The 19254-nt window shown below is 65.4% G+C and carries 18 protein-coding genes; 11 read left to right on the top strand and 7 right to left on the bottom strand.

Features of this window, described 5'->3' with window-relative positions:
* Positions 1 to 2822: RNA polymerase-associated protein RapA (gene rapA, locus N5D48_RS21955; RefSeq protein WP_279887947.1), on the bottom strand; the 2822-nt coding region annotated here is incomplete at its 3' end.
* A 127-nt stretch (positions 2823 to 2949) separates the two neighbouring features.
* Between rapA and N5D48_RS21950 the strand changes: the two genes are divergently transcribed.
* The 7 genes from N5D48_RS21950 to N5D48_RS21920 all read left to right on the top strand — a co-directional run bounded on the left by N5D48_RS21950 (position 2950) and on the right by N5D48_RS21920 (position 7976).
* Positions 2950 to 3645 carry a hypothetical protein gene (locus N5D48_RS21950; protein WP_279887946.1) on the top strand — a complete coding sequence of 232 codons (696 nt, stop codon included), beginning with the start codon at positions 2950 to 2952 and terminating at the stop codon, positions 3643 to 3645.
* Between the two features lie 114 nt (positions 3646 to 3759).
* A complete protein-coding gene (locus N5D48_RS21945; RefSeq protein WP_279887945.1) occupies positions 3760 to 4119 on the top strand; it encodes an aspartate-semialdehyde dehydrogenase in 360 nt (119 codons plus the stop codon).
* 59 nt (positions 4120 to 4178) lie between these two features.
* Complete coding sequence (locus N5D48_RS21940; RefSeq protein ID WP_279887944.1) at positions 4179 to 4340, top strand: hypothetical protein; 162 nt, start codon at positions 4179 to 4181, stop codon at positions 4338 to 4340.
* 135 nt (positions 4341 to 4475) lie between these two features.
* Positions 4476 to 4592 (top strand): cytochrome c oxidase subunit CcoM, encoded by a 117-nt coding sequence (gene ccoM, locus N5D48_RS21935; RefSeq protein WP_279887943.1) that lies wholly within the window; start codon positions 4476 to 4478, stop codon positions 4590 to 4592.
* A 300-nt stretch (positions 4593 to 4892) separates the two neighbouring features.
* On the top strand, positions 4893 to 6881 hold the full coding sequence (locus N5D48_RS21930; RefSeq protein WP_279887941.1) for an FUSC family protein: 1989 nt from the start codon (positions 4893 to 4895) through the stop codon (positions 6879 to 6881).
* Complete coding sequence (locus N5D48_RS21925) at positions 6868 to 7074, top strand: DUF1656 domain-containing protein (protein ID WP_279887939.1); 207 nt, start codon at positions 6868 to 6870, stop codon at positions 7072 to 7074. The genes N5D48_RS21930 and N5D48_RS21925 overlap by 14 nt, the downstream gene beginning before the upstream one ends.
* An 11-nt stretch (positions 7075 to 7085) precedes the next feature.
* Complete coding sequence (locus tag N5D48_RS21920) at positions 7086 to 7976, top strand: HlyD family secretion protein (protein WP_279887938.1); 891 nt, start codon at positions 7086 to 7088, stop codon at positions 7974 to 7976.
* A gap of 99 nt (positions 7977 to 8075) precedes the next feature.
* Here N5D48_RS21920 and N5D48_RS21915 read toward each other — a convergent pair whose 3' ends face one another.
* A complete protein-coding gene (locus tag N5D48_RS21915) occupies positions 8076 to 8804 on the bottom strand; it encodes an SDR family oxidoreductase (RefSeq protein WP_279887937.1) in 729 nt (242 codons plus the stop codon).
* 101 nt (positions 8805 to 8905) lie between these two features.
* On the opposite strand from N5D48_RS21915, the gene N5D48_RS21910 reads away from it, so the two are divergent.
* Positions 8906 to 9685 (top strand): LysR family transcriptional regulator, encoded by a 780-nt coding sequence (locus N5D48_RS21910; protein ID WP_279887935.1) that lies wholly within the window; start codon positions 8906 to 8908, stop codon positions 9683 to 9685.
* A gap of 33 nt (positions 9686 to 9718) precedes the next feature.
* On the opposite strand, the gene N5D48_RS21905 is transcribed toward N5D48_RS21910, so the two are convergent.
* Positions 9719 to 10477: an SDR family oxidoreductase gene (locus tag N5D48_RS21905; protein WP_279887934.1), complete on the bottom strand. Its 759-nt coding sequence runs from the start codon at positions 10475 to 10477 to the stop codon at positions 9719 to 9721.
* A 113-nt stretch (positions 10478 to 10590) separates the two neighbouring features.
* Between N5D48_RS21905 and N5D48_RS21900 the strand changes: the two genes are divergently transcribed.
* A complete protein-coding gene (locus N5D48_RS21900) occupies positions 10591 to 11508 on the top strand; it encodes a LysR family transcriptional regulator (protein ID WP_279887932.1) in 918 nt (305 codons plus the stop codon).
* Here N5D48_RS21900 and N5D48_RS21895 read toward each other — a convergent pair.
* Positions 11447 to 12661: a GAF domain-containing sensor histidine kinase gene (locus N5D48_RS21895; protein WP_279887930.1), complete on the bottom strand. Its 1215-nt coding sequence runs from the start codon at positions 12659 to 12661 to the stop codon at positions 11447 to 11449. The genes N5D48_RS21900 and N5D48_RS21895 overlap by 62 nt on opposite strands.
* Before the next feature lie 183 nt (positions 12662 to 12844).
* Between N5D48_RS21895 and N5D48_RS21890 the strand changes: the two genes are divergently transcribed.
* Complete coding sequence (locus N5D48_RS21890; protein WP_279887928.1) at positions 12845 to 13165, top strand: DUF2025 family protein; 321 nt, start codon at positions 12845 to 12847, stop codon at positions 13163 to 13165.
* 65 nt (positions 13166 to 13230) lie between these two features.
* On the opposite strand, the gene N5D48_RS21885 is transcribed toward N5D48_RS21890, so the two are convergent.
* Together N5D48_RS21885 and N5D48_RS21880 are read right to left on the bottom strand one after the other, a co-directional pair.
* On the bottom strand, positions 13231 to 15813 hold the full coding sequence (locus N5D48_RS21885) for an EAL domain-containing protein (RefSeq protein WP_279887927.1): 2583 nt from the start codon (positions 15811 to 15813) through the stop codon (positions 13231 to 13233).
* Between the two features lie 50 nt (positions 15814 to 15863).
* Positions 15864 to 16940 (bottom strand): diguanylate cyclase, encoded by a 1077-nt coding sequence (locus N5D48_RS21880; protein ID WP_279887926.1) that lies wholly within the window; start codon positions 16938 to 16940, stop codon positions 15864 to 15866.
* Between the two features lie 126 nt (positions 16941 to 17066).
* Here N5D48_RS21880 and N5D48_RS21875 point away from each other — a divergent pair, with 126 nt between their 5' ends.
* Positions 17067 to 18161, top strand: a complete 1095-nt coding sequence (locus N5D48_RS21875; RefSeq protein ID WP_279887925.1) for an MBL fold metallo-hydrolase — start codon at positions 17067 to 17069, stop codon at positions 18159 to 18161.
* Here N5D48_RS21875 and N5D48_RS21870 read toward each other — a convergent pair.
* Positions 18158 to 19039, bottom strand: coding sequence for a formate/nitrite transporter family protein (locus tag N5D48_RS21870; protein ID WP_279887923.1), 882 nt, complete (start codon positions 19037 to 19039; stop codon positions 18158 to 18160). The genes N5D48_RS21875 and N5D48_RS21870 overlap by 4 nt on opposite strands.
* Positions 19040 to 19254 lie beyond the last annotated feature (215 nt).

Genomic DNA, 19254 nt, shown 5'->3' with positions numbered 1-19254 from the left:
GCTTCAAGACGCAGCGCCGCTTTTTCCAGCGCCGCCAGGCCGTCCTCGCGCTGCTTGCGCAACGCATCGATCTCGCTGTCGCGCACGCTCGGGTTGACCGCCTTGAGCGCGGTCAGGCGTGCCAGCTCTTCATCGGCCTCGGCGGTGAGGCGCTGTCGGGCCTCGGCCACGCGCTCGTCATGCACCGGCAGGACCTTGGCCTCGCCTGCGGCAATGCGCTGGGCCAGCACGTCGCGCTGGGCCTGGACGAACTTGTTGGCACTGGCCCTGGGCACGCTTTCGAGCTGATCATTCAGGGTTTCGAAGGCCACGCGCGCGCCCAGGTCGTTACCGTTGGCGTCGAGCAGGCAGCGCAGCGCGGCCGGCGGCAGGTAGCGGCCCATCTGCAGGCTGCGTGGGGCCACCACCTCGCTGACGTACAGCAGTTCGAGCAGCACGGTGCCGGGCTTGAGCGCCTTGTTCTTGATCAGCGCCACGGCGGTGTTGCCCATCGAGCCGGACAGCACCAGGTCCATGCCGCCCTGGACCATCGGGTGTTCCCAGGTGAGGAACTGCATGTCCTCGCGCGACAGCGCCTGGCCGCGGTCGTAGGTGATGGTCACGCCTTCGTCGTCGCCCAGCGGGAAACTGGCGTCGAGCATCTTCTCGCTCGGCTTGAGCACCAGGGCGTTTTCCGAATGGTCCTCGCTGTCGATGCCGAAGGCGTCGAACAGGGTTTCCATATAGATCGGCAGGGCGAACTGGTCGTCCTGTTCGAGGATCGCCTCGACCAGCGCCTGGCCTTCGCCGGCACCGCCGGAGTTGAGTTCCAGCAGGCGGTCGCGACCGCTGTGCAGCTCGGCTTCCAGGCGCTCGCGCTCGGCGCGGGCCTCGGCCACCAAGGCGCTCCAGCCCTTGTCGTCGCCACCGGCCAGCAGCGGCAGCAGGCGCGGACCGAACCGATGCTGCAGAGCGTTGCCGGTCGGGCAGGTATTGAGGAAGGCATTGAGCCCCTCGTGGTACCACTGGAACAGGCGCTCTTGCGGGCTGTCCTGCAGGTACGGGATGTGCAACTGGATCGTGTGCTTCTGGCCGATCCGGTCGAGACGGCCGATGCGCTGCTCGAGCAGGTCCGGGTGGGCCGGCAGGTCGAACATCACCAGGTGATGGGCGAACTGGAAGTTGCGACCTTCGCTGCCGATCTCGGAGCAGATCAGCACCTGGGCGCCGAACTCTTCGTCGGCGAAGTAGGCGGCGGCGCGGTCACGCTCAAGGATGCTCATGCCTTCGTGGAATACCGTGGCCGGGATGCCGGAGCGCACGCGCAGGGCGTCTTCCAGGTCCATGGCGGTCTCGGCGTGGGCGCAGATCACCAGGACCTTGGTGCGCTTGAGCATCTTCAGGGTGTCGATCAGCCAGTCGACCCGTGGGTCGAAGCGCCACCAGCGCTCGTCGTCGGCGGTCTCGCCCTGGGCCTGGAAGGCCACTTCAGGGTAAAGCTCGGCACGCTCGCCCGACGGCAGTTCGGCATAGGCGTCGGGGTTGGCCAGGGGATAGGGGTGCAGTTGACGCTCGGGGAAGCCCTGGATCGCCGCGCGGGTGTTGCGAAACAGCACGCGGCCGGTGCCGTGGCGGTCGAGCAACTCGCGGATCAGGCGGGCGCTGGCCTGGCTGTCGCCATCGCTGACCGCGGCCAGCAGCGCCTCGCCCTCTGCGCCGAGGAAACCCTGGATGGTGGCGTGGGCCTTGGGCGACAGGCGGCCTTCGTCGAGCAGCTCCTGGACGGCCTCGGCCACCGGACGATAGTTTTCGCTTTCGGCGCGGAAGGCGGCCAGGTCGTGGAAACGGTTGGGATCGAGCAGGCGCAGACGGGCGAAGTGGCTGTCCTGGCCCAGTTGTTCGGGGGTGGCGGTGAGCAGCAGCACGCCGGGAATGACCTGGGCCAGTTGCTCGACCAGCGAATACTCGGGGCTGGCCTGCTCCTCGTGCCACACCAGGTGGTGGGCCTCGTCGACCACCATCAGGTCCCAGCCGGCGGCGAACAGCGCATCCTGGGCCTTTTCGTCATCAACCAGCCATTCCAGGGCGACCAGCGCCAGCTGGGCATCCTCGAACGGGTTGCTGGCATCGCTTTCGATGAAGCGCTCGGCGTCGAACAGCGCGACCTGCAGGTTGAAGCGCCGACGCATTTCCACCAGCCACTGGTGCTGCAGGTTCTCCGGGACCAGGATCAGCACACGGCTGGCGCGGCCCGACAGGAGCTGGCGGTGGATCACCAGGCCGGCTTCGATGGTCTTGCCCAGGCCCACTTCGTCGGCCAGCAGTACCCGTGGGGCGATGCGGTCGGCGACTTCACGGGCGATGTGCAGCTGGTGGGCGATGGGTTGCGCGCGAACGCCGCCCAGGCCCCACAGGCTGGAAAGCATCTGCTTGCTGGTGTGCTGCAGGGTGTTGTACCGCAGCGAGAACCACGACAGTGGATCGATCTGCCCGGCGAACAGGCGGTCGCTGGCCAGGCGGAACTGGATGAAGTTCGACAGCTGCGTCTCGGGCAGCGTACGCGGCTGGTTCTGCGCGTCGATGCCGTGGTAGACCAGCAGGCCGTCGGCATCGTCGACCTCGCGCACGGTCAGTTTCCAGCCCTCGAAGTGGGTGATCTGGTCGCCTGGCGAGAACCGCACGCGGGTCAGCGGCGCGTTGCGTAGCGAGTATTGGCGGGTGTCGCCGGTGGCCGGGTAGAGCACGGTCAACAGGCGGCCATCCTGCGCCAGGATGGTCCCAAGACCGAGCTCGGCTTCGCTGTCGCTGATCCAGCGTTGCCCCGGTTGATACTGCTGCGCCATACTGCCAAAACTCCCGCGATGAACAAAGCCGGCTATGTTAACGGATCGGCTGCGCCAGACCAAAGAATCTACAGAGTCTAGCGCGTTCATCGACGAACACCGCCCGCCATGAGGACCCTGCGCCACCATGTTTGCCAAGCACCGCTGGTTGAACGTCTCCTTGGGCCTGGGCAGCCTGGCGCTGCTGGCCGCCTGTGAACAGAAGAGTTTCGAGGTCCTGCCGCCGATCCCGACCGAGCAACTGGAAGTGCTGGGCGTGCAGACGCCGATCAAGAGCGTGCACTTCCACGACCGCGAAGGCGAAGGGCTGCTGGTGCTGAGCCGGGTCGATGGCCAGGCCACCGACCCTGACACCGAGGAGGAAGTGGACAAGGTGGTGCTCAAGGCCACCCTGTATGGCCGCGCGAGCAGTGGCGAGGTGTTCAGGCCACGCTGGCAGAACGAGCAGGAAACCACCTGCGCCGGCCTGGACCTCGACGTGGACTTCTACACCGATGTCAGCGACGTCAGCGACCTGAACAAGGACGGCATCGCCGAGGTGACGGTGGCCAGTCATTCATTCTGCGGCGGCGGCATCGACCCCCATGACATCGCTATCGAGATGCGCGAGGGCCAGGCGGTCTACACCATCACCGGGCAGTCGCTGATCACGCCGCCGGGCGAAGACCCGTTCGGTGGCGAGCGCGAAGACAGCGCTTCACTGAAGAATGCCCCGCAAGTGTTGCGTGCGCACCTGGATGCGGTCTGGCAGCAGGTCTACAAACGGCCTTGGAGCGATTCCGCCACGCCGTCGGAGGACGACCCGGACGACGAGGCCGAGTAAGGCCACGCTATACTTCAGGCAGCCGCGGCGCTGTGATGCGCCGCACACCTTCGCCCGCAGGCATTCAAGGCGGCGGACCACCAGCCGACAAAAAGGCTATAGGAGACCCACCCCATGTTGCCGCCCATCATTCCTCTCAGTGCCGCCCCCGTGACCTCGCAACAGGATCCGGTCAAGCCGCCGCCGACGATCGCGCCGGTGGTGCCCGCGCAGCCAACCTCCAGTGATGGCGCCATCGACCTGAAGAACCATCGCGACCCCGAGGAGCAGGCCTTGCTGCTGCGCGATGAGCAGCGGCGCCAGCAGCAGCGTCGCCAGCAGGCCGAAGGCGAGCGGTACGAGGCCGTGCCCGGCGATGAGCTGAATGCCGACAACACCGTGCCCGGCGATGAGCTGAATGCCGACAACACCGTGCCGGTGGCGCCACTGGGCGAGCGTACCCGCCAGGGATTGCTGGTGGACATCGAAGTCTGACTAGTCAGCACGAGCGCTTGCCTTCATCATGAAGGCCTCTGCTGTCCGTCGAGCCCGCCATGAGCCAAGACAACCTGATCGATTTCGGCGCCGAGCGCGCCAAACGCATCCATGACCTCAACGACAAGCGCCTGAATGACATGCGCCAGGCCTTCGAGCAGGCCATGCCGTTGGGGCAGGCGAAAAAGAAGAAGTCCAAGGGCAAGCCCAAGAAACGCTGAAACTTGATGCAGGTCAACCCTGCGCCCGCCTCGCGTGCCCGGTCCCGGGCACCTTTGACTCCGGTCAATTTTCCCCCGCCCTGCATTGGTTACCTTGCACCCATCGGATGACGGCACACCAAGGGAGGGGCCGACATGTTCTTCGACAACGTGGTTATCGCCGGAGTGGTAACGGTCGGGTTGATGTTGGCCTTCTTCGCCGGTCTGGGCATTTTCATCTGGAAGGACGCGAAGAAGCGCAACCAGCGCTGAGCCTTCCCGATTCACGAGCACGCAAGGCATTTAGGGCGACTTCGGTCGCCCATTTTTTTGCCCATGGAAAAGTCATTGCAGGCTTCGGGGCTGCCTTGCAGCCCTTCGCGGCGGTTCGGCGCCCCGACAAGCCCGCTCCCACAGGTACAGCGCATGGCTTGAGATCGGCGCGGTCACTGTGGGGCTTGGCCGCGAAGAACGCTAAAATGATGATTAGCTAGCTAATTAATCGTTCTCGATTTATCCTGCTTTGCATTGTCTATCTTTCTTGTACTACACCGCCTTGCCAAGGTCCGCCTCGTGCCCATCACCTTCCAGGCCCTGTTCGCCCCCAGCAGTCTCGCCCTCAAGTTCGCCATCAAGACCCTGTTCGGTGGCGGCCTGGCGTTGTGGCTGGCGCTGCGCTGGGGCCTGGAGCAGCCGGCCTGGGCGCTGATGACTGCTTTCATCGTCGCCCAGCCGCTGTCGGGCATGGTGGTGCAGAAAGGCCTGGCCCGTCTGGTCGGTACTTTGGTCGGTACCTTCATGTCGGTGGTGTTCATCGGCCTGTTCGCGCAGACGCCCTGGCTGTTCCTGCTGACCCTGGCCTTGTGGCTGGCGCTGTGCACCGCGGCGTCCACCCAGCTGCGCAGCGCCTGGGCCTATGCCTACGTGCTCGCCGGCTACACGGCGGCGATCATCGCCCTGCCAGCGATCGATCATCCGCTGCAGGTGTTCGACCAGGCCGTGGCGCGCTGTACCGAGATTAGCCTGGGCATTTGCTGCGCCACGCTCAGCAGCGCGCTGGTCTGGCCGCTTCGGGTCGAACAGCAGCTTGCCGGTCAGGCACGCCAGGCCTGGCAGAATGGCCTGCAGGCGGCCAGCGCCATGCTCGGCGGCGAGGAGAGTGCACGCCAAGGCCTGCTCGACAGCCTCGGGCGCATCGTCGCCATCGACACGCAACGTGAACATGCCTGGTTCGAGGGGCGCCGTGGCCGCCAGCGAGCCCGTGCGATCAGCGGTCTCAGCCAGAAACTGATGGTGCTGCTGCGCATCGCCCGCTCGGTGCGCCGACAGTGGCGTCAGCTCGACGCAAGCGAGGCCGGACGCCTGGCGCCTTGGCTGGAAGAAGTGCGCACGCAACTGGCCGCGCCCGATCAACCCAGCCTGCTGGTGTTGCGTCAGCGGGTCTGGGATGCGGCTCACGATCAAACCATCAGCCCCGCCGAACATTACTGCCTGGCGCGCCTGACCCTGTTGCTGGACTTTGCCATGGCCGCCAGCGGGGCCCTTGGCGACGTGGAGCAGGGCAGGGCGCCGAAGGAGGTGGCCCAGAGCCTGGCTGCCCACCGTGACTTGTCCCTGGCGCTGCTGTTCGGCTCTCGCAGTGCCCTGGCCTTCCTGGCCATGAGCAGCTTCTGGCTAGCCACCGCCTGGCCGTCGGCGCCAGGCGGGCTGGTGCTGACCTGCGTGGTCTGCAGCCTGTTCGCCAGCCGCGAGAACGGCGCGCAGATCGGCCTGAGCTTCCTGCGCGGCATCCTGCTGGCGATCCCGGTCGCGTTCCTGGTGGGGCAGATCCTACTGCCGCAGTGGAGCAGCTTCGCCATGCTCTGCCTGGCAATGGGCGTGCCGCTGTTCTTCGGGGCCCTGGGCATGGCACACCCACGCATCGGCGCTACCGCCACCTCTTATTGCCTGCATTTCATCGTGCTGGTCGCACCGCTCAACGCCATGCATTTCGATGTCGCGAGCATGCTCAACAGCGCACAGGCCATGCTGCTTGGCGTGGGCGCCGCGGTGCTGGCGTTCCGTCTGTTGGTACTGCGTCACCCGGCCTGGCTCGGTCGCCGCCTGCGCGCCGCCACGCAGAGCGACCTGGTACGCCTGACCCGACGCGATCTGCGCGGCGCCGACAGTTGGTTCGGCGGGCGCATGGCCGACCGCCTGATGCAGTTGGCGCGACATGCCAGCGAGCTGCCCGAAGCCGAGCGCAAGCGCTGGGACGACGGGCTGCATGGCCTGGACATCGGCGACGAACTGGTGCATCTGCGCATGTGCCTGGCGGTGGCGAAGGCGCCGCTGGGCGATGCCGAGCGCGCGTACCTGAGGCAACTGGAGGCGGTGCTCGCCAGCGGCCCGGCCCCCGGGCGCGGCAAGCGGCTGGACGCCGCCACCGAACAGTTCATCGAGGCCCTGCGCGGCCAGCCGCCCAGCGACCCGCTGCGCCTGGCCGTCGGCGCGGTATTGCAGCTGCGCAAGAGCTGGGGCAAGTGGTGCCTTTGGCAGGAGGACGTGCATGGGGTTGCGTGAGTGGGCTCTGGGGGGCGTGCTGCTCAGCCCGTTTCTGATCTATGTATTGATGGCGCTGGTGGTCACCGGCCTGGTGCGCATCTTCGTCCAGGCCACGCCCCTGGGGCGGTGGATCTGGCACGAGGCATTGTTCGACGCCGCGCTGTTCGTGTGCGTGTTGTACCTGGTGGTGAGGCTGCTGGGACCTTTGTAAGGAGTAAGTCCATGCGTACAGCCGTACGTACCCTGGTCACCCTGTGCGTGGTGATCCTCGCCGTGTTCGCCGGCTATCAGCTCTGGCAGTACTACATGCTCACGCCCTGGACCCGAGATGCCCGGGTGCGGGCCGACGTGGTGGTGATCGCCCCTGACGTGTCCGGCTGGGTAAGTGCGCTGAAGGTGCATGACAACCAGCAGGTCAAGGCGGGCGACCTGCTGATGACCATCGATCGCGAACGTTTCCAGGCCGCCTTCGACCAGGCCAGCGCCGTGGTCGAGACCCGCACCCAGCAGCTGCGCCTGCGTGACCGTGAAGCCGCGCGGCGCACCGCCCTGGGGCCTGAGGCGATCAGCGCGGAGCTGCGCGAGAATGCCCAGATCAACGCTGCCGTCGCCCGTGGTGAACTACACCAGGCCCAGGCGCAGTTGCAGGTGGCGAAGATCAACCTGGCCCGCAGCGAGGTGCGCGCCCCGCGTGGCGGGCACATCACCAACCTGCGCCTGGCCGAGGGCAACTTCGTCAATACCGGGCAATCGGTGATGGCGCTGGTGGACGACTCCACGTTCTACATCCAGGCCTATTTCGAGGAAACCAAGCTGCCGAGGATCCGCGTCGGCGACCCGGTCAAGGTCTGGCTGATGGGCGCTGGCGACTCGATGCAAGGGCATGTGCAGAGCATCAGCCGGGGGATCACCGACCGCAACTCGACGCCGGACGGGCAGCTGTTGCCCGAAGTGGAGCCGACCTTCAACTGGGTGCGGCTGGCGCAGCGGATCCCGGTGCGGATCCGCCTGGATCAAATCCCCGCAGGGGTGACGCTGAGCGCCGGCATGACCGCAAGCGTGCAAGTTCACGAGGAGCGCGCGGAGACCGGCGTGCCGGCTAACGATCGATAGCGCGTTTTCAGGCCATTGCTTTCAAGGTGTTCGCCGTTAGAGTTTAAGGCCCTCGCTCGGTCAATATCCCTCTCACCCAAAGCTCTGAAGGGCGGGTTCTCAGGGCTGCTGGGCGGTCGCCGCCAGCACGATCTCGCGGACGCACACCTGCTGCGGTTGCTGATACGCCCAGACGATCGCCCCGGCCACGTCCTGCGCCGTCAGCACCACGCCGCCCATGTCATTGGCCTTCCACGCCTCGTAGTCGCGCTTGATGTCCTCATCGGTGGTATGCCCGAGCAATTCGGTCTCCACCGCGCCAGGGGCGATGGTCACCACCCGCACATTGTGCGGTGCCAGTTCCGCGCGCAGATTCTCCGACAGCCCGTGCACGGCGAACTTGCTGCCGACATAGGCCACGTGGTTGGGGAAGGTCTTGCGTCCGGCCACCGAGCTTACGTTGATCAGGGTGCCATGGCGCCGCTCGATCATCCCGCCGACCAGCGCATGCACGCCGTTGAGCAGGCCCTTGACGTTGATGTCGAACATGCGTTCCCACTGTTCCGGGTCCTGCTCGTGCATCTGCCCCAGCAGCATCACCCCGGCATTGTTCACCAGGGCATCGGCCGGACCGTAAAGCGCCTCGGCCTCGGCCACGGCGGCGACGAGTGCCGCACGGTCACGGATATCCACGGCGCGGCACAGGCAATCGGGCAATGCCAGGGCATCGAGGCGTTCCAACCGGCGGGCGAGCAGCAGCAGGGGATGGCCGGCGGCGCTGAACAGACGGGCGGTGGCGGCGCCGATACCGGAGCTGGCGCCGGTGACGATGATCAGTGGTTTGTTCATGGTTGCCTCCCAGGCATAATCGCTTTCGATGGTCGGTATTCTAGGTAGCGCTCCTGACCATGAAAAACGGCTTATTTCTTTGGCTGGCATCGGTTTTGTCTATGGATATTCGTCATCTCAAAGCATTCATCGCGGTCTTTGAAGCGCGCAACATCACGCTGGCCGCGCAGCGTCTGTGCGTGGCCCAGCCGACCTTGTCGGTGACCATTCGCCAACTGGAGGAGGACCTGGGCGCCGAGCTGTTCCTGCGTCAGGCCCGCGGCGTCGAAGTCAGCGAACAGGCGCGTGAGCTGTATCCACAGGCCTGCCGCATGGTGGCCGAGGCCGACGCGCTGCGCCTGCGCTTTCGCCAGGGCCAAGAGCGGGTAGCGCTGGCGTTGGGCATCGAGGCGGACATCGCACCGGCTCAGGTCGAGGCCTGCGTGCGCTTGGCCAGCCAGGCGGTGGCAGGGTTGCAGCTGACGCTGCTCGAGGGCTGCGAGGGCGATGCGCGCCTGGCCGACGAGGCCCAGCGTTGCGAGGACGAATTGTTCCTGCCGCTCTGGGAGGAGGCGTTCGTGCTGGTCGTGGCGACCGGCAGCCAGCCGAATGGGCGCTGGATCACCTGCCCGCAGCACCCTTCGCACCAGCGCTTGATGGGGTTGTATGGCGAGGGCGAGCAGGTCGGCCAGGCCGGCTCGCTGCAACGGGTCCTGGCGATGGTCGCCGCCGGGCTGGGCGCGGCGTGGCTGCCACAGTCGCTGGTCGAGCGCCATCCAGGAGTCTACTGGCAGCCGGGCCCGGGGCTGGCGCTCAGGCGACGGATTGGCCTGTGCATGAGCAGCCAGGCCCTGGCGTTGCCGGCACTGGCCAGCCTGCACCAGGCCTTGATGGGACCTTGAGGCAAGACCCGCCCTCGTCGGGGCGGATCAATCTCAGAGGAACATCCCTCCAGACACCTCCAGGCGCTGTCCGGTGATCCAGCCATTGCCATCCTCCAGCAACAGGGCGATCGCCGCGCCAATATCGTCGGGCAACCCGACCCGGCCCAAGGCAGTGTTGCCGGCGATGTAGTCATTGACCTGCTGGTTGTCGCGCACCACGCCACCGCCGAAATCGGTCTCGATGGCACCCGGGGCGAGAATGTTCACGCGAATGCCGCGTGCGCCCAGTTCCTTGGCCTGATAGCGGGTCAGCACCTCCATGGCCCCTTTCATCGCGGCGTAGGCGGCGTAGCCGGGCAGGGCGAAACGGGTCAGGCCGGTGGAGATGTTGACGATGCGTCCACCATCGGCCAGCAGCGGCAGCAGGCGTTGGGTGAGGAAGAAGGGGCCCTTGAGCTGGATGTTCAGCAACTGATCGAACTGCGCTTCGCTGGTCTCGCTGAAGGGGACGTTCAAGCCGATGCCAGCGTTGTTCACCAGAAAGTCCAGTTGGCGCCGGCCAAACCGCTGTTCGAGGGATTCGCCCAGGCGCTGGGCGAAATCGCCGAAGCTGGCGCTGTCGCTGACATCCAGCTGCAGCATGGCGGCGCGCACGCCGGCCTGTTCGAGCGAGATGGCCACGGCTTGGGCTTCATCGGCCTTGCTATGGTAGGTGCCGATGACGTCGATGCCGCGGGCGGCAAGGTGCTCAGCGGTGTTCTTGCCCAGGCCGCGGCTGGCGCCGGTGATGAGTGCGATCTTGCGGGTCATGTCGGTTACCTCGGTGGGGTGGTGGTTAGCGACAGGTTATTGGTCGGTCGAGGTCTGTTAAATCCGCTGATTTTGGAAATACTGTTCGTGATGAATGGACAATTGAGGCCTTGATGAACAAGTTGGATCTGTTGCGCACCTTTGTCAGGGTCAGCGAACTCAGCAGTTTCACCCTGGCCGGTGAAAGCCTCGGCCTGCCGCGCTCGACCGTTTCCGAGCAAGTGCGCGCGCTGGAGAACCTGCTCGGCACGCGGCTGTTCAATCGCACCACGCGCCGGGTGCGGACGACCCAGGATGGCGCCTTGCTGTATGAGCGCGGCAAGGACCTGTTGTCGGGCATGGACGAGATCGAAAGCCTGTTCAGCGCCGACGATGCCGAGCTGGCCGGGTGCCTGCGCATCGACCTGCCGACCATGATGGCGCGGCGGGTGATCGTGCCGGCGCTGCCGGGTTTTCTCGAGCGTTTCCCGCGCCTGGAGGTGGAAATCAGTTGCACCGACCGTCAGGTCGACCTGCTGCGCGAGGGGTTCGACTGCGTCATGCGCATCGGCGCGCTGGGCGACCTGGATGTCGTGGCCCGGCCGGTAGGCAGCCTGAGCATGCGCAATTGCGCCAGCCCGGCCTATCTCGAGCGGCATGGCGTGCCAGAGCGGCTCGAAGACCTGGCCAGCCATCGCTTGGTTCATTACGTGCGCAGCCTCGGCGCGCGCAGCCCCGGCTTCGAGTACGAGCAGGGTGGCCAGTTGTGCTTCCAGGCCATGGCCGGCGTGGTCACGGTGAACAACGCCGAGGCGTATTCCGCCGCTTGCCTGGCCGGTCTCGGCCTGATCCAGGTGCCGGCGGTGGGCGTCGAGGAGCACCTGCGCAAGGGCGAACTGGTGTCGTTGCTCGAGCCCTGGCAGGCACGGGCCATGCCGGTGTCGCTGCTGTACGCGCGGCAGCGCCATGTGCCGCGCCGGGTCCAGGCGTTCATGAACTGGCTGACGGTGTTGCTGGCGTCCCAGGTCGACCCGATGGCAGGCGGAAACTGAACAACGTGCCGTGCTCCAGGCTCGACGTCACTTCCATCTGGCCGCCGTGGGCCAGGGCGATCTGGTTGGCGATGTACAGGCCCAGGCCCAGGCCTTGCCCAGGGGCGTCGCAGAGCGGTTGGCTAAAGGGCTGGAACAGCAGGGGCAGCGTCTGCGCAGGAATTGGCGCGCCCTGATTGTGCACGCTCAGGGTGAAGGTGCCGTCGGCGAGCGTGGCGCGCACGGTCACCGTGCCCTGGGGATCACCATGCACCAGCGCGTTGGCGATCAGGTTCGAGAGCAGCTGGGTGATCCGTTCGCGATCGCACGACAGGCCGCCAACCTGGCCGATATCCAGGGCGATGCGCCGCTGCGGGTGAATCCGCTGCAACTCGGAGGCGACGTGGCGCAGGGCTTCGGGCAAGTCGTGGCATGGCTGTAGGTTCAGCGGGATGCCAGTACCCAGGCGCCCCCGGGCGAAGTCCAGCATGTCGCGCACCAGCTGGTTGGCGCGTTGACCGCAGGTGAGGATGTGCAGGGCGATGGCACGTTGCTTGTCATCCCGCAGGCGCTGGCTGAGCAGTTCGGCGCCGGCGGTGATGGCGAACAGCGGATTGCGCAGGTCGTGGCCAAGCACGGCGATGAACTGTTCGCGAACCTCTGCCATGGCTCGCTCCTTGCGCAGGGCGCGCTCGGTGCGCTGGGCGTTCTCCTCGCTCTCGATCTGGATCGCCAGCAGGCGGGCGAAGGACTCCATCATCGGTTGGATCGCCGTGCCCTTGAGCGGTGTCGGCTGGGGATCCAGGGCACAGATGGTGCCGAAGAAGCTGCCGTCGGTACGCAGCACCGGGACCGAGATGTAGCTTTCGAAACGGTACAGGCGTGGTGTGGGGTGGTGGCAGTACTGCTGGTCCTCGCTGGCCTTGTCGATCACGATGGTCTGGCGGGTGCCGTGGATCTCGTGGCACAGGGTGGTGGCGACGTCGAGTTGGCTGCCAACCGCCAGGCCCAGGCCAAGGGTGTCGAGCACGGCGCAGGCGGTCCAGCTGTTGTCGGTGACCCGCGCCACGGCGGCAAAGCGCAGGCCGGTCGTCTCGCAGATCACCTGGAGGATGGCCGGCACGGCATTGATGCGACCGATGATGGCGATGTCGGCATTGGCGGCCTGGGTCATGAAGGTGCGGGTCCGATGGCGGCGAAAGGGCTCGAAAAATCATTCTAGCGGGCCGTCGGGCCGGGCAAAAAAATCTTGGCGAACGGTCTGGCAGTTGCGCTAGGCTGGGCCTGCGCGTTGCCCGCCAGAGGCGACCGCTTGCCCTGTGTGCGTCACTTCCGGTTCTTCATGCGAGGTAACGCCATGGCCATCACTTCCCAGGATATTTGCAACGCTGCCGACCAGCTCAGAGGCTTCGTCGGCTTCCACGGCAAGCGCGGTACCCATATCGTGCGGTTTTCCGAGGACTCGTTCGGCATGGATGTGGCCGACGACAGCATCACCCCGTGCAGCGAGTTCGTCTGGCGGCCCGAGACCGAGGCGCGCATGGCGCTCTGCCGTGAGCGCTTGGCGCTGTTGCTGGCGCAGCATGTCGACGATCGCTTGAACATCGGCGAGCCGTTACGTCTTTATCTGCAGCGCACCGACCTGCCGGAGATCGTCGCCGAGCGCAACCTGCGCTGATTTCGGGGGCAGTGTTCATCCTGTGGGAACGAGGTCATCGCGGCGCGCGACCCGTTCCCGCCGGGTCAGGACACATCCTGGCGGGCGTCGCGTCCCGCCAGCAGCGCCTCGAATCCTTCGCGGTCCATCGGTTTGCTCAGGTAGTAGCCCTGCACCTCGTGGCACTGCTCCTTGTCCAGGGTCTTCAGTTGCTGCTCGGTCTCCACCCCTTCGGCCGTCACGGTCAGCCCCATGGCCTTGCCCAGGTTGATGATGGCCTGGACCACCGCCCGGTCGTTGCCGCTCTGGCTGCTCAGCCCGGCGATGAAACGCTTGTCGATCTTGATGCTGTCGAACGGGTAGGTGCGCAGGTAGCCCAGCGACGAGTAGCCGGTGCCGAAGTCATCCATGTTCAGGCGAACGCCCAGCTCCTTGAGCGCCAGCATCGTGCCCAGGGCGCCTTCTATATCGTTGAGCATGACGTTCTCGGTGATCTCCAGCTCCAGGCGCTGGGCTGGGAATCCGGTTTCCAGCAAGGCCTGGCGCACGTCGGCGACGACATCGCTGCGCGAGAACTGCGCTGGCGACAGGTTGACCGAGACCAGCAGTTCGTCGGGCCATTCGCGCGCGGTGCGGCAGGCCTCGCTCAGTACCCAGCGCCCCAGGGGGACGATCAGGTCGCTCTGCTCGGCCAGCGGAATGAAGGTATCCGGCCCGAGTAGGCCCTCCTGCGGGTGCTGCCAGCGCAGCAGGGCCTCGACCGAGACGATGCGCAGGCCGTCGAGGCGGTAGCGTGGCTGGTAGTAGAGAACGAATTCGTGCTGTTTGATCGCCCGGCGCAGGTCGTTTTCCAGCTGTCGGCGGTACTGGATCTGCTGGTTCATCTCCGGCGAGAAGTAGCGCCAGGTGTTCTTGCCGTCGGCCTTGGCCTGATACAGGGCGATATCGGCGCAGCGGATCAGTTCGCCGGCGTCGAAGCCCTGGGTCCGGGTCTGGGCGATGCCGATGCTGGCGCCGACATGCAACTGATGCTCCTCGAAGCTGACAGGCTGCTGCAGCAGGTCGAGCAGGCGCGCGCAGAAGCGATCGATCTCGCTACGGTTATCCAGGCCCAGCAGCACCAGGACGAATTCGTCCCCTCCCAGGCGCGCGACCAGGTCACCGTCGCGGGTGGTATCGCGCAGACGGGTCGCCACTTCCTGCAGCACCGCATCGCCCGCCGGGTGACCGAGCGAATCGTTGATCGGCTTGAAACTGTCCAGATCGAGCAGCAGCAGGGTCAGCGCAGGCGCATCGCTGCCGCGCAGCAGGGCTTGCTCGAGGTGCCGGGAAAGCTTGTTGCGGTTGGCCAGACCGGTCAGCGCGTCATGCATGGACAGGTGCTGGATCCGGGCATGGGCGGCGACCTCGTCGGTGATGTCGCTGGCGGTACCGCGAAAACCGGCTAGCTTGCCCTCGTACACGATCGAGCGCGCCGAGATGCGGCAGTAGCGGTTCTGCCCGCTGGCGTCATCGTAGTTGCAGCGCAGGTTCGCCAACTGCTGCGGGTCGCTGTCGGCCTGGCTGTCGAGCCAGGGCAGCAGGGGCGTGGTGTCGCAGGACAGCAACTGATTGAGCGGCTGTCCGAGCCAGTTCTCGATCCGGTAGCCGGTGACGCTGGCGAAGCGTTGCGACAGATAGGTCAGGCGATGGTGGCGGTCGGTTTCCCATATCCAGTCGGAAGCGGCTTCGGCCACTGCCCGGAAGCGCTGCTCGCTGGCTTCCAGGGCGCGGTTGCTTTGCTGCAGGCGCAACAGGCTGGCATCGATGGCCCGGGAGCTGCGCAAGGCGTGCCGGAACAGGTAGAGCAGCACCAGGCCGAGCAGTGCCAGGACGGCCAATAGTGGCGGCAGGAAGGCATGAAGCAACTGGCGGCCTGGCTGCGGGCTGTTCCAGGCCAGGTGATAGCCGGTATCACCCAGGGCGATATGGGGCTCTTCGGCCTGGGCGGCGCTGTCCTTCTCCAGGCGCATGCCGGTCAGGCCCGCGCCCGCGCCCAGCGCAGCCAGCTTGGCGTCGGTCAGCTGGTCGACGAACACCATCACCGGTGCCTGGCTGACATCGGCCTCGGTCACGTCCTTGTCCGGGCGTACCGCCGCCGCGCTGAGCACCGCAGGCCAGCCATTGAAACGCACGAAATGGGTAATCTGCTCGCGGGCCGGCGCGGCCTTGCGTGCAGCTTCGATAAGGGGCGCGAGGGGGCTGTCGATGTGCGCGCCGGCGGGCGAGTCGGTGGGCTTGCCCTTGAACAGGGCGTAGCTGGTGCGTCCGTCCTCGATCACGAAGACGCCTTCGTAACCGCTGGCGCTGTACAGCGACTCGCCGATGTTCTTTTCGTCGTAGGCCCACTGCCAGTCGACCTTGCCGACCAGGTGCTCGTAGGCGGCATCCCAGACCGCGTAACTGGAAAGGAACTGGCGCGAGGCCAGCAGCCGCTGCTCCAGCGCCTGGGTGGCGTGGAAGGCACTTTGCGCCTGCTCCTGGCGGTCCAGCGTGGCGGCGATGTTGAACAGCGCCACCAGGGTGAACAGGCAGGCAAGCCCGAACAGGGCGCAGAACGCGCCGACCAGGCGACGCACCTGCCGGTGTGACGTAGGGCTCGAGGGTGAAAGGTCGACGTTCCTGTCCATGTACGGGCGACTCCTTCAACTGCAGTCTTCCGCCCGGCCTGGGGGAAGGTTCAGTCAGGATAGGCCAGCTTGAGCGGTGTGACCTCGCCACGGGCGAAATTGACCTGGTCGCGGCCCTGGTGCTTGGCTGCGTACAAGGCTCTGTCGGCTTGTTCCAGCCAGTGCTCGGGCGAGGGCATGCTGGGGTGGATCGGCGCCATGCCAATGCTCAGGCTGATGCGCAGGTCCGGCAGCTGCGGGTTGCGATAGGCGCCCACACGCTCGCGCAGACGCTCCATGGCCAGGCAGGCCTGGGCTTGCCCGTTATTGGGGAGGATCACGCAGAACTCGTCGCCACCGTAGCGCCCGGCAAGGTCGTCCTCGCGCAGGTTGCGCTTGAGTTCCTGGCTGAGCTGGCGCAGGACACAGTCTCCGACCACGTGGCCGTAAGTGTCGTTGATGGCCTTGAAGTGGTCGATATCGATCAGGGCGACGACCGCTGGCAGTTGCTGTTGCTGGCAGATCTGGAACTTGAGCAGCAGCAGGTCTTTCCATGAGCCATGATTGAGCAGGCCGGTGAGGCTGTCGGTACGGCTCAGGGCGCTTAGCCGGCGCTTGTGCTCGGCCAGCTTGATCGCCAGTTGGTAGCACACCCAGCCCAGGGCCAATGGATAGAGCGTGAGCATCGGCAGGCAGGCCAGTACCTGCAGGGGCGTCGCCTGCGTTTGCAGGCCGGTGCCAAGCAGGGCGCTGGCCAGCAGCATGCCGCACAGCTGGGCCAGCAGGCCGCGTCCGAGCTGCCGCGTGCCGCCAGCGGCGACGTTGTTCATGGTCATCATCGACAGGATAGTGACGGTGGGCAATGGATTGAAATGCATCGCCGCGGTCCAGTATCCGCCCATCAGCGAGTCGATCAGCATGTTGCGTTGCTCGGCCTGGTAGGGCGCTGTCGAGCGCAATGCCCATTGATAGGCCACATGCGGCCAGGCCAGGCCATTGAACAGCAACAGGGCCCAGGCCCAAGACGGCGGTGACAGGGGGGCGATGGCGGCCATCACGCTGAACAGACCGATACCCAGGCCGATGATCCGCGGCAGGTAGATGCGCCTGACGAAAGAAATCCCTTTGCCGCTGCGGTTGTCGATCATGGTTGTCGTTCTTCTGTGAGGCGCCGTTTATCGCATAAGTCGCGTGAATATTGTTGAACAATCGCTCATCGGCGAAAAATGACCTTACAAGCCAATTCACGGTTGATCCGGTCCCTGTGGAGTAACATGAAGGCTTTCCTCTTGCTCGGAGTGCTCATGCTCATGGTTCCCATGGCTACCCCTGCCGGCGAGCCGGCACCGCGCCGGGATGGACGTTTCCACAATCAGGTCGAATTGCCGAAGGATGGCGCGCTCAAGAAGCTGCGCATCGGTATCAAGTACCTGCTGCTGCGCAAGCCGCCAGAAACCCGCCCTGGCACGGGGCTCAGTGTGCAGTCCATGACCCGCCAGCAGGTGGCCGATGCCCCGGATCGCAGCTTGTGGCGCCTCGGGCATTCCACTGTATTGCTCAAGTTGCGCGGGCGCTTCTTTATTACCGACCCGGTTTTCGCCGAGCGCGCCTCTCCGGTGCAATGGGCCGGGCCCTTGCGCTTTCACGCGCCACCGTTGGACATCGACGATCTGCCGCCGCTGACTGCGGTGATTCTCTCTCACGACCACTTCGATCATCTGGATGAACAGACCATACGTCGCCTGGCGCCGCGCACCGAGCATTTCCTGGCGCCGCTGGGGGTGGGCGACCTGCTGATCGAATGGGGCGTGCCGCCAGCCAAGGTGCGGCAGCTGGACTGGTGGCAGGAGACCGAAGTGCAAGGCGTGCGTTTCGTCGCCACGCCCGCGCAGCATTTCTCGGGACGCGGGCTGTTCGACAGCAACCGACGTTTATGGGCGTCCTGGGTGATGATCGATGAGGGCATGCGCCTGTTCTTCAGTGGCGACTCTGGCTACTTTGCAGGCTTTCGCGAAATCGGCGAGCGTTTCGGACCGTTCGACCTGACACTGATGGAAACCGGCGCCTACAACCTGGCCTGGCCCAATGTACACATGCAGCCAGAGCAGAGTCTGCAGGCACACCTGGATCTGCGTGGCCGTTGGCTGCTGCCGATTCATAACGGCACGTTCGATCTTTCCATCCACAGCTGGCAGGAACCGTTCGAACGCATTCTGGCGCTGGCCAACGCGGCGCAGGTCCCGCTGAGCACGCCGCAGATGGGGGAGCGGATCAGTCTCGACTCTCCCCATCCGGGGCAGAACTGGTGGCGGCCACGGCCGCTGCCGCAGAAGGGCAGGGCGGTCGAGCGCGCTGTCGCGACACGCTAGCCATCGGTCTTCGAGGTTTTGCCATCCTTTAATAGCCGCGAGGGCGGCTTGCCGCTATCGCTGCGTACCTGGGCGTGGCTGATGAGGGCGAAGATGAAGCTGCCGCCGATGATGTTGCCGGCCAGCGTGGGCAGGGCGAACTGCAGCCAGAAGGCTTGCCAGGTCTGTTCGCCGGCCCAGACCAGATAGGACACCTCGACCGAGCCGACCACGATATGGGTGAAATCCCCCAGGGCCATCAGGTAGGTGATCATCAGGATGATCCAGATCTTGGCGTGCTCCATGGACGGGATCATCCAGACCATGGTGGCGATCATCCAGCCCGAGACGATGCCCTTGGCGAACATCTGGGCGATGCCGTTCTCCATCACCTTGCGGCCAATATCGAGAAAGGCGATGTCGGTCTTGCTGTCGAAGATCGGCAGTTCGAGCATGACCCAGGCCACCAGCAGGGTGCCCGCCAGGTTGCCCAGCAGGACGATGCTCCACAGGCGCAGGAGGCGACCGAGGTTGGTCAGGGTCGGCGTGGTCATGACCGGCAGCACGGCGGTCAGCGTGTTTTCGGTGAACAGTTGCTGGCGGGCAAGAATCACCGCGAGAAAACCCGCGCTGTAACCCAGGCTGGCGATCACCTGCGCGCTGTCGCCCTCGGGCAGGCGGGCATAGAACAAGCCCATCGCCATCAGTGACAAGCCCATGGTCAGGCCGGCAGCCAGTGCCGACCACCACAGGGCTGCGAGGGTTCGCTCCAGTTCCTGGTCTCCCTGGTAGCGTATGATCTCGTGCAGCACCGCCGCGCGCGGTGGCTGGTTATGACTGACCTCCTGCTCTTCATCTGGCGACAGACCTGGGGTCTTTTCGCTCTGCTCATCGCTCATGGCCAGGCCGCTCCGCTTGGTGTTTCTCTACAGATCCAAAGTGCTGGCGATTAGTTGCCGGAGGTGGAGTTAAAGTTTTTTGAATCGGGGTGTTGACTCCTAATTCAAATGGCGTATTATTCGCCACCTCGCAGCGTTGAACGCAGCGAGGCAAGCGGTAAGTTGTTGAGGTTGAAGGTGTTTTCAAGAAAACGACTTCAAAAAAACTTCAAAAT

This window comes from Pseudomonas sp. GD03858 (assembly GCF_029840925.1).
Lineage (GTDB): Bacteria > Pseudomonadota > Gammaproteobacteria > Pseudomonadales > Pseudomonadaceae > Aquipseudomonas.
Note: the sequence above shows the minus strand (reverse complement) of the source record. Positions and strands in the feature narration are given on the sequence as shown.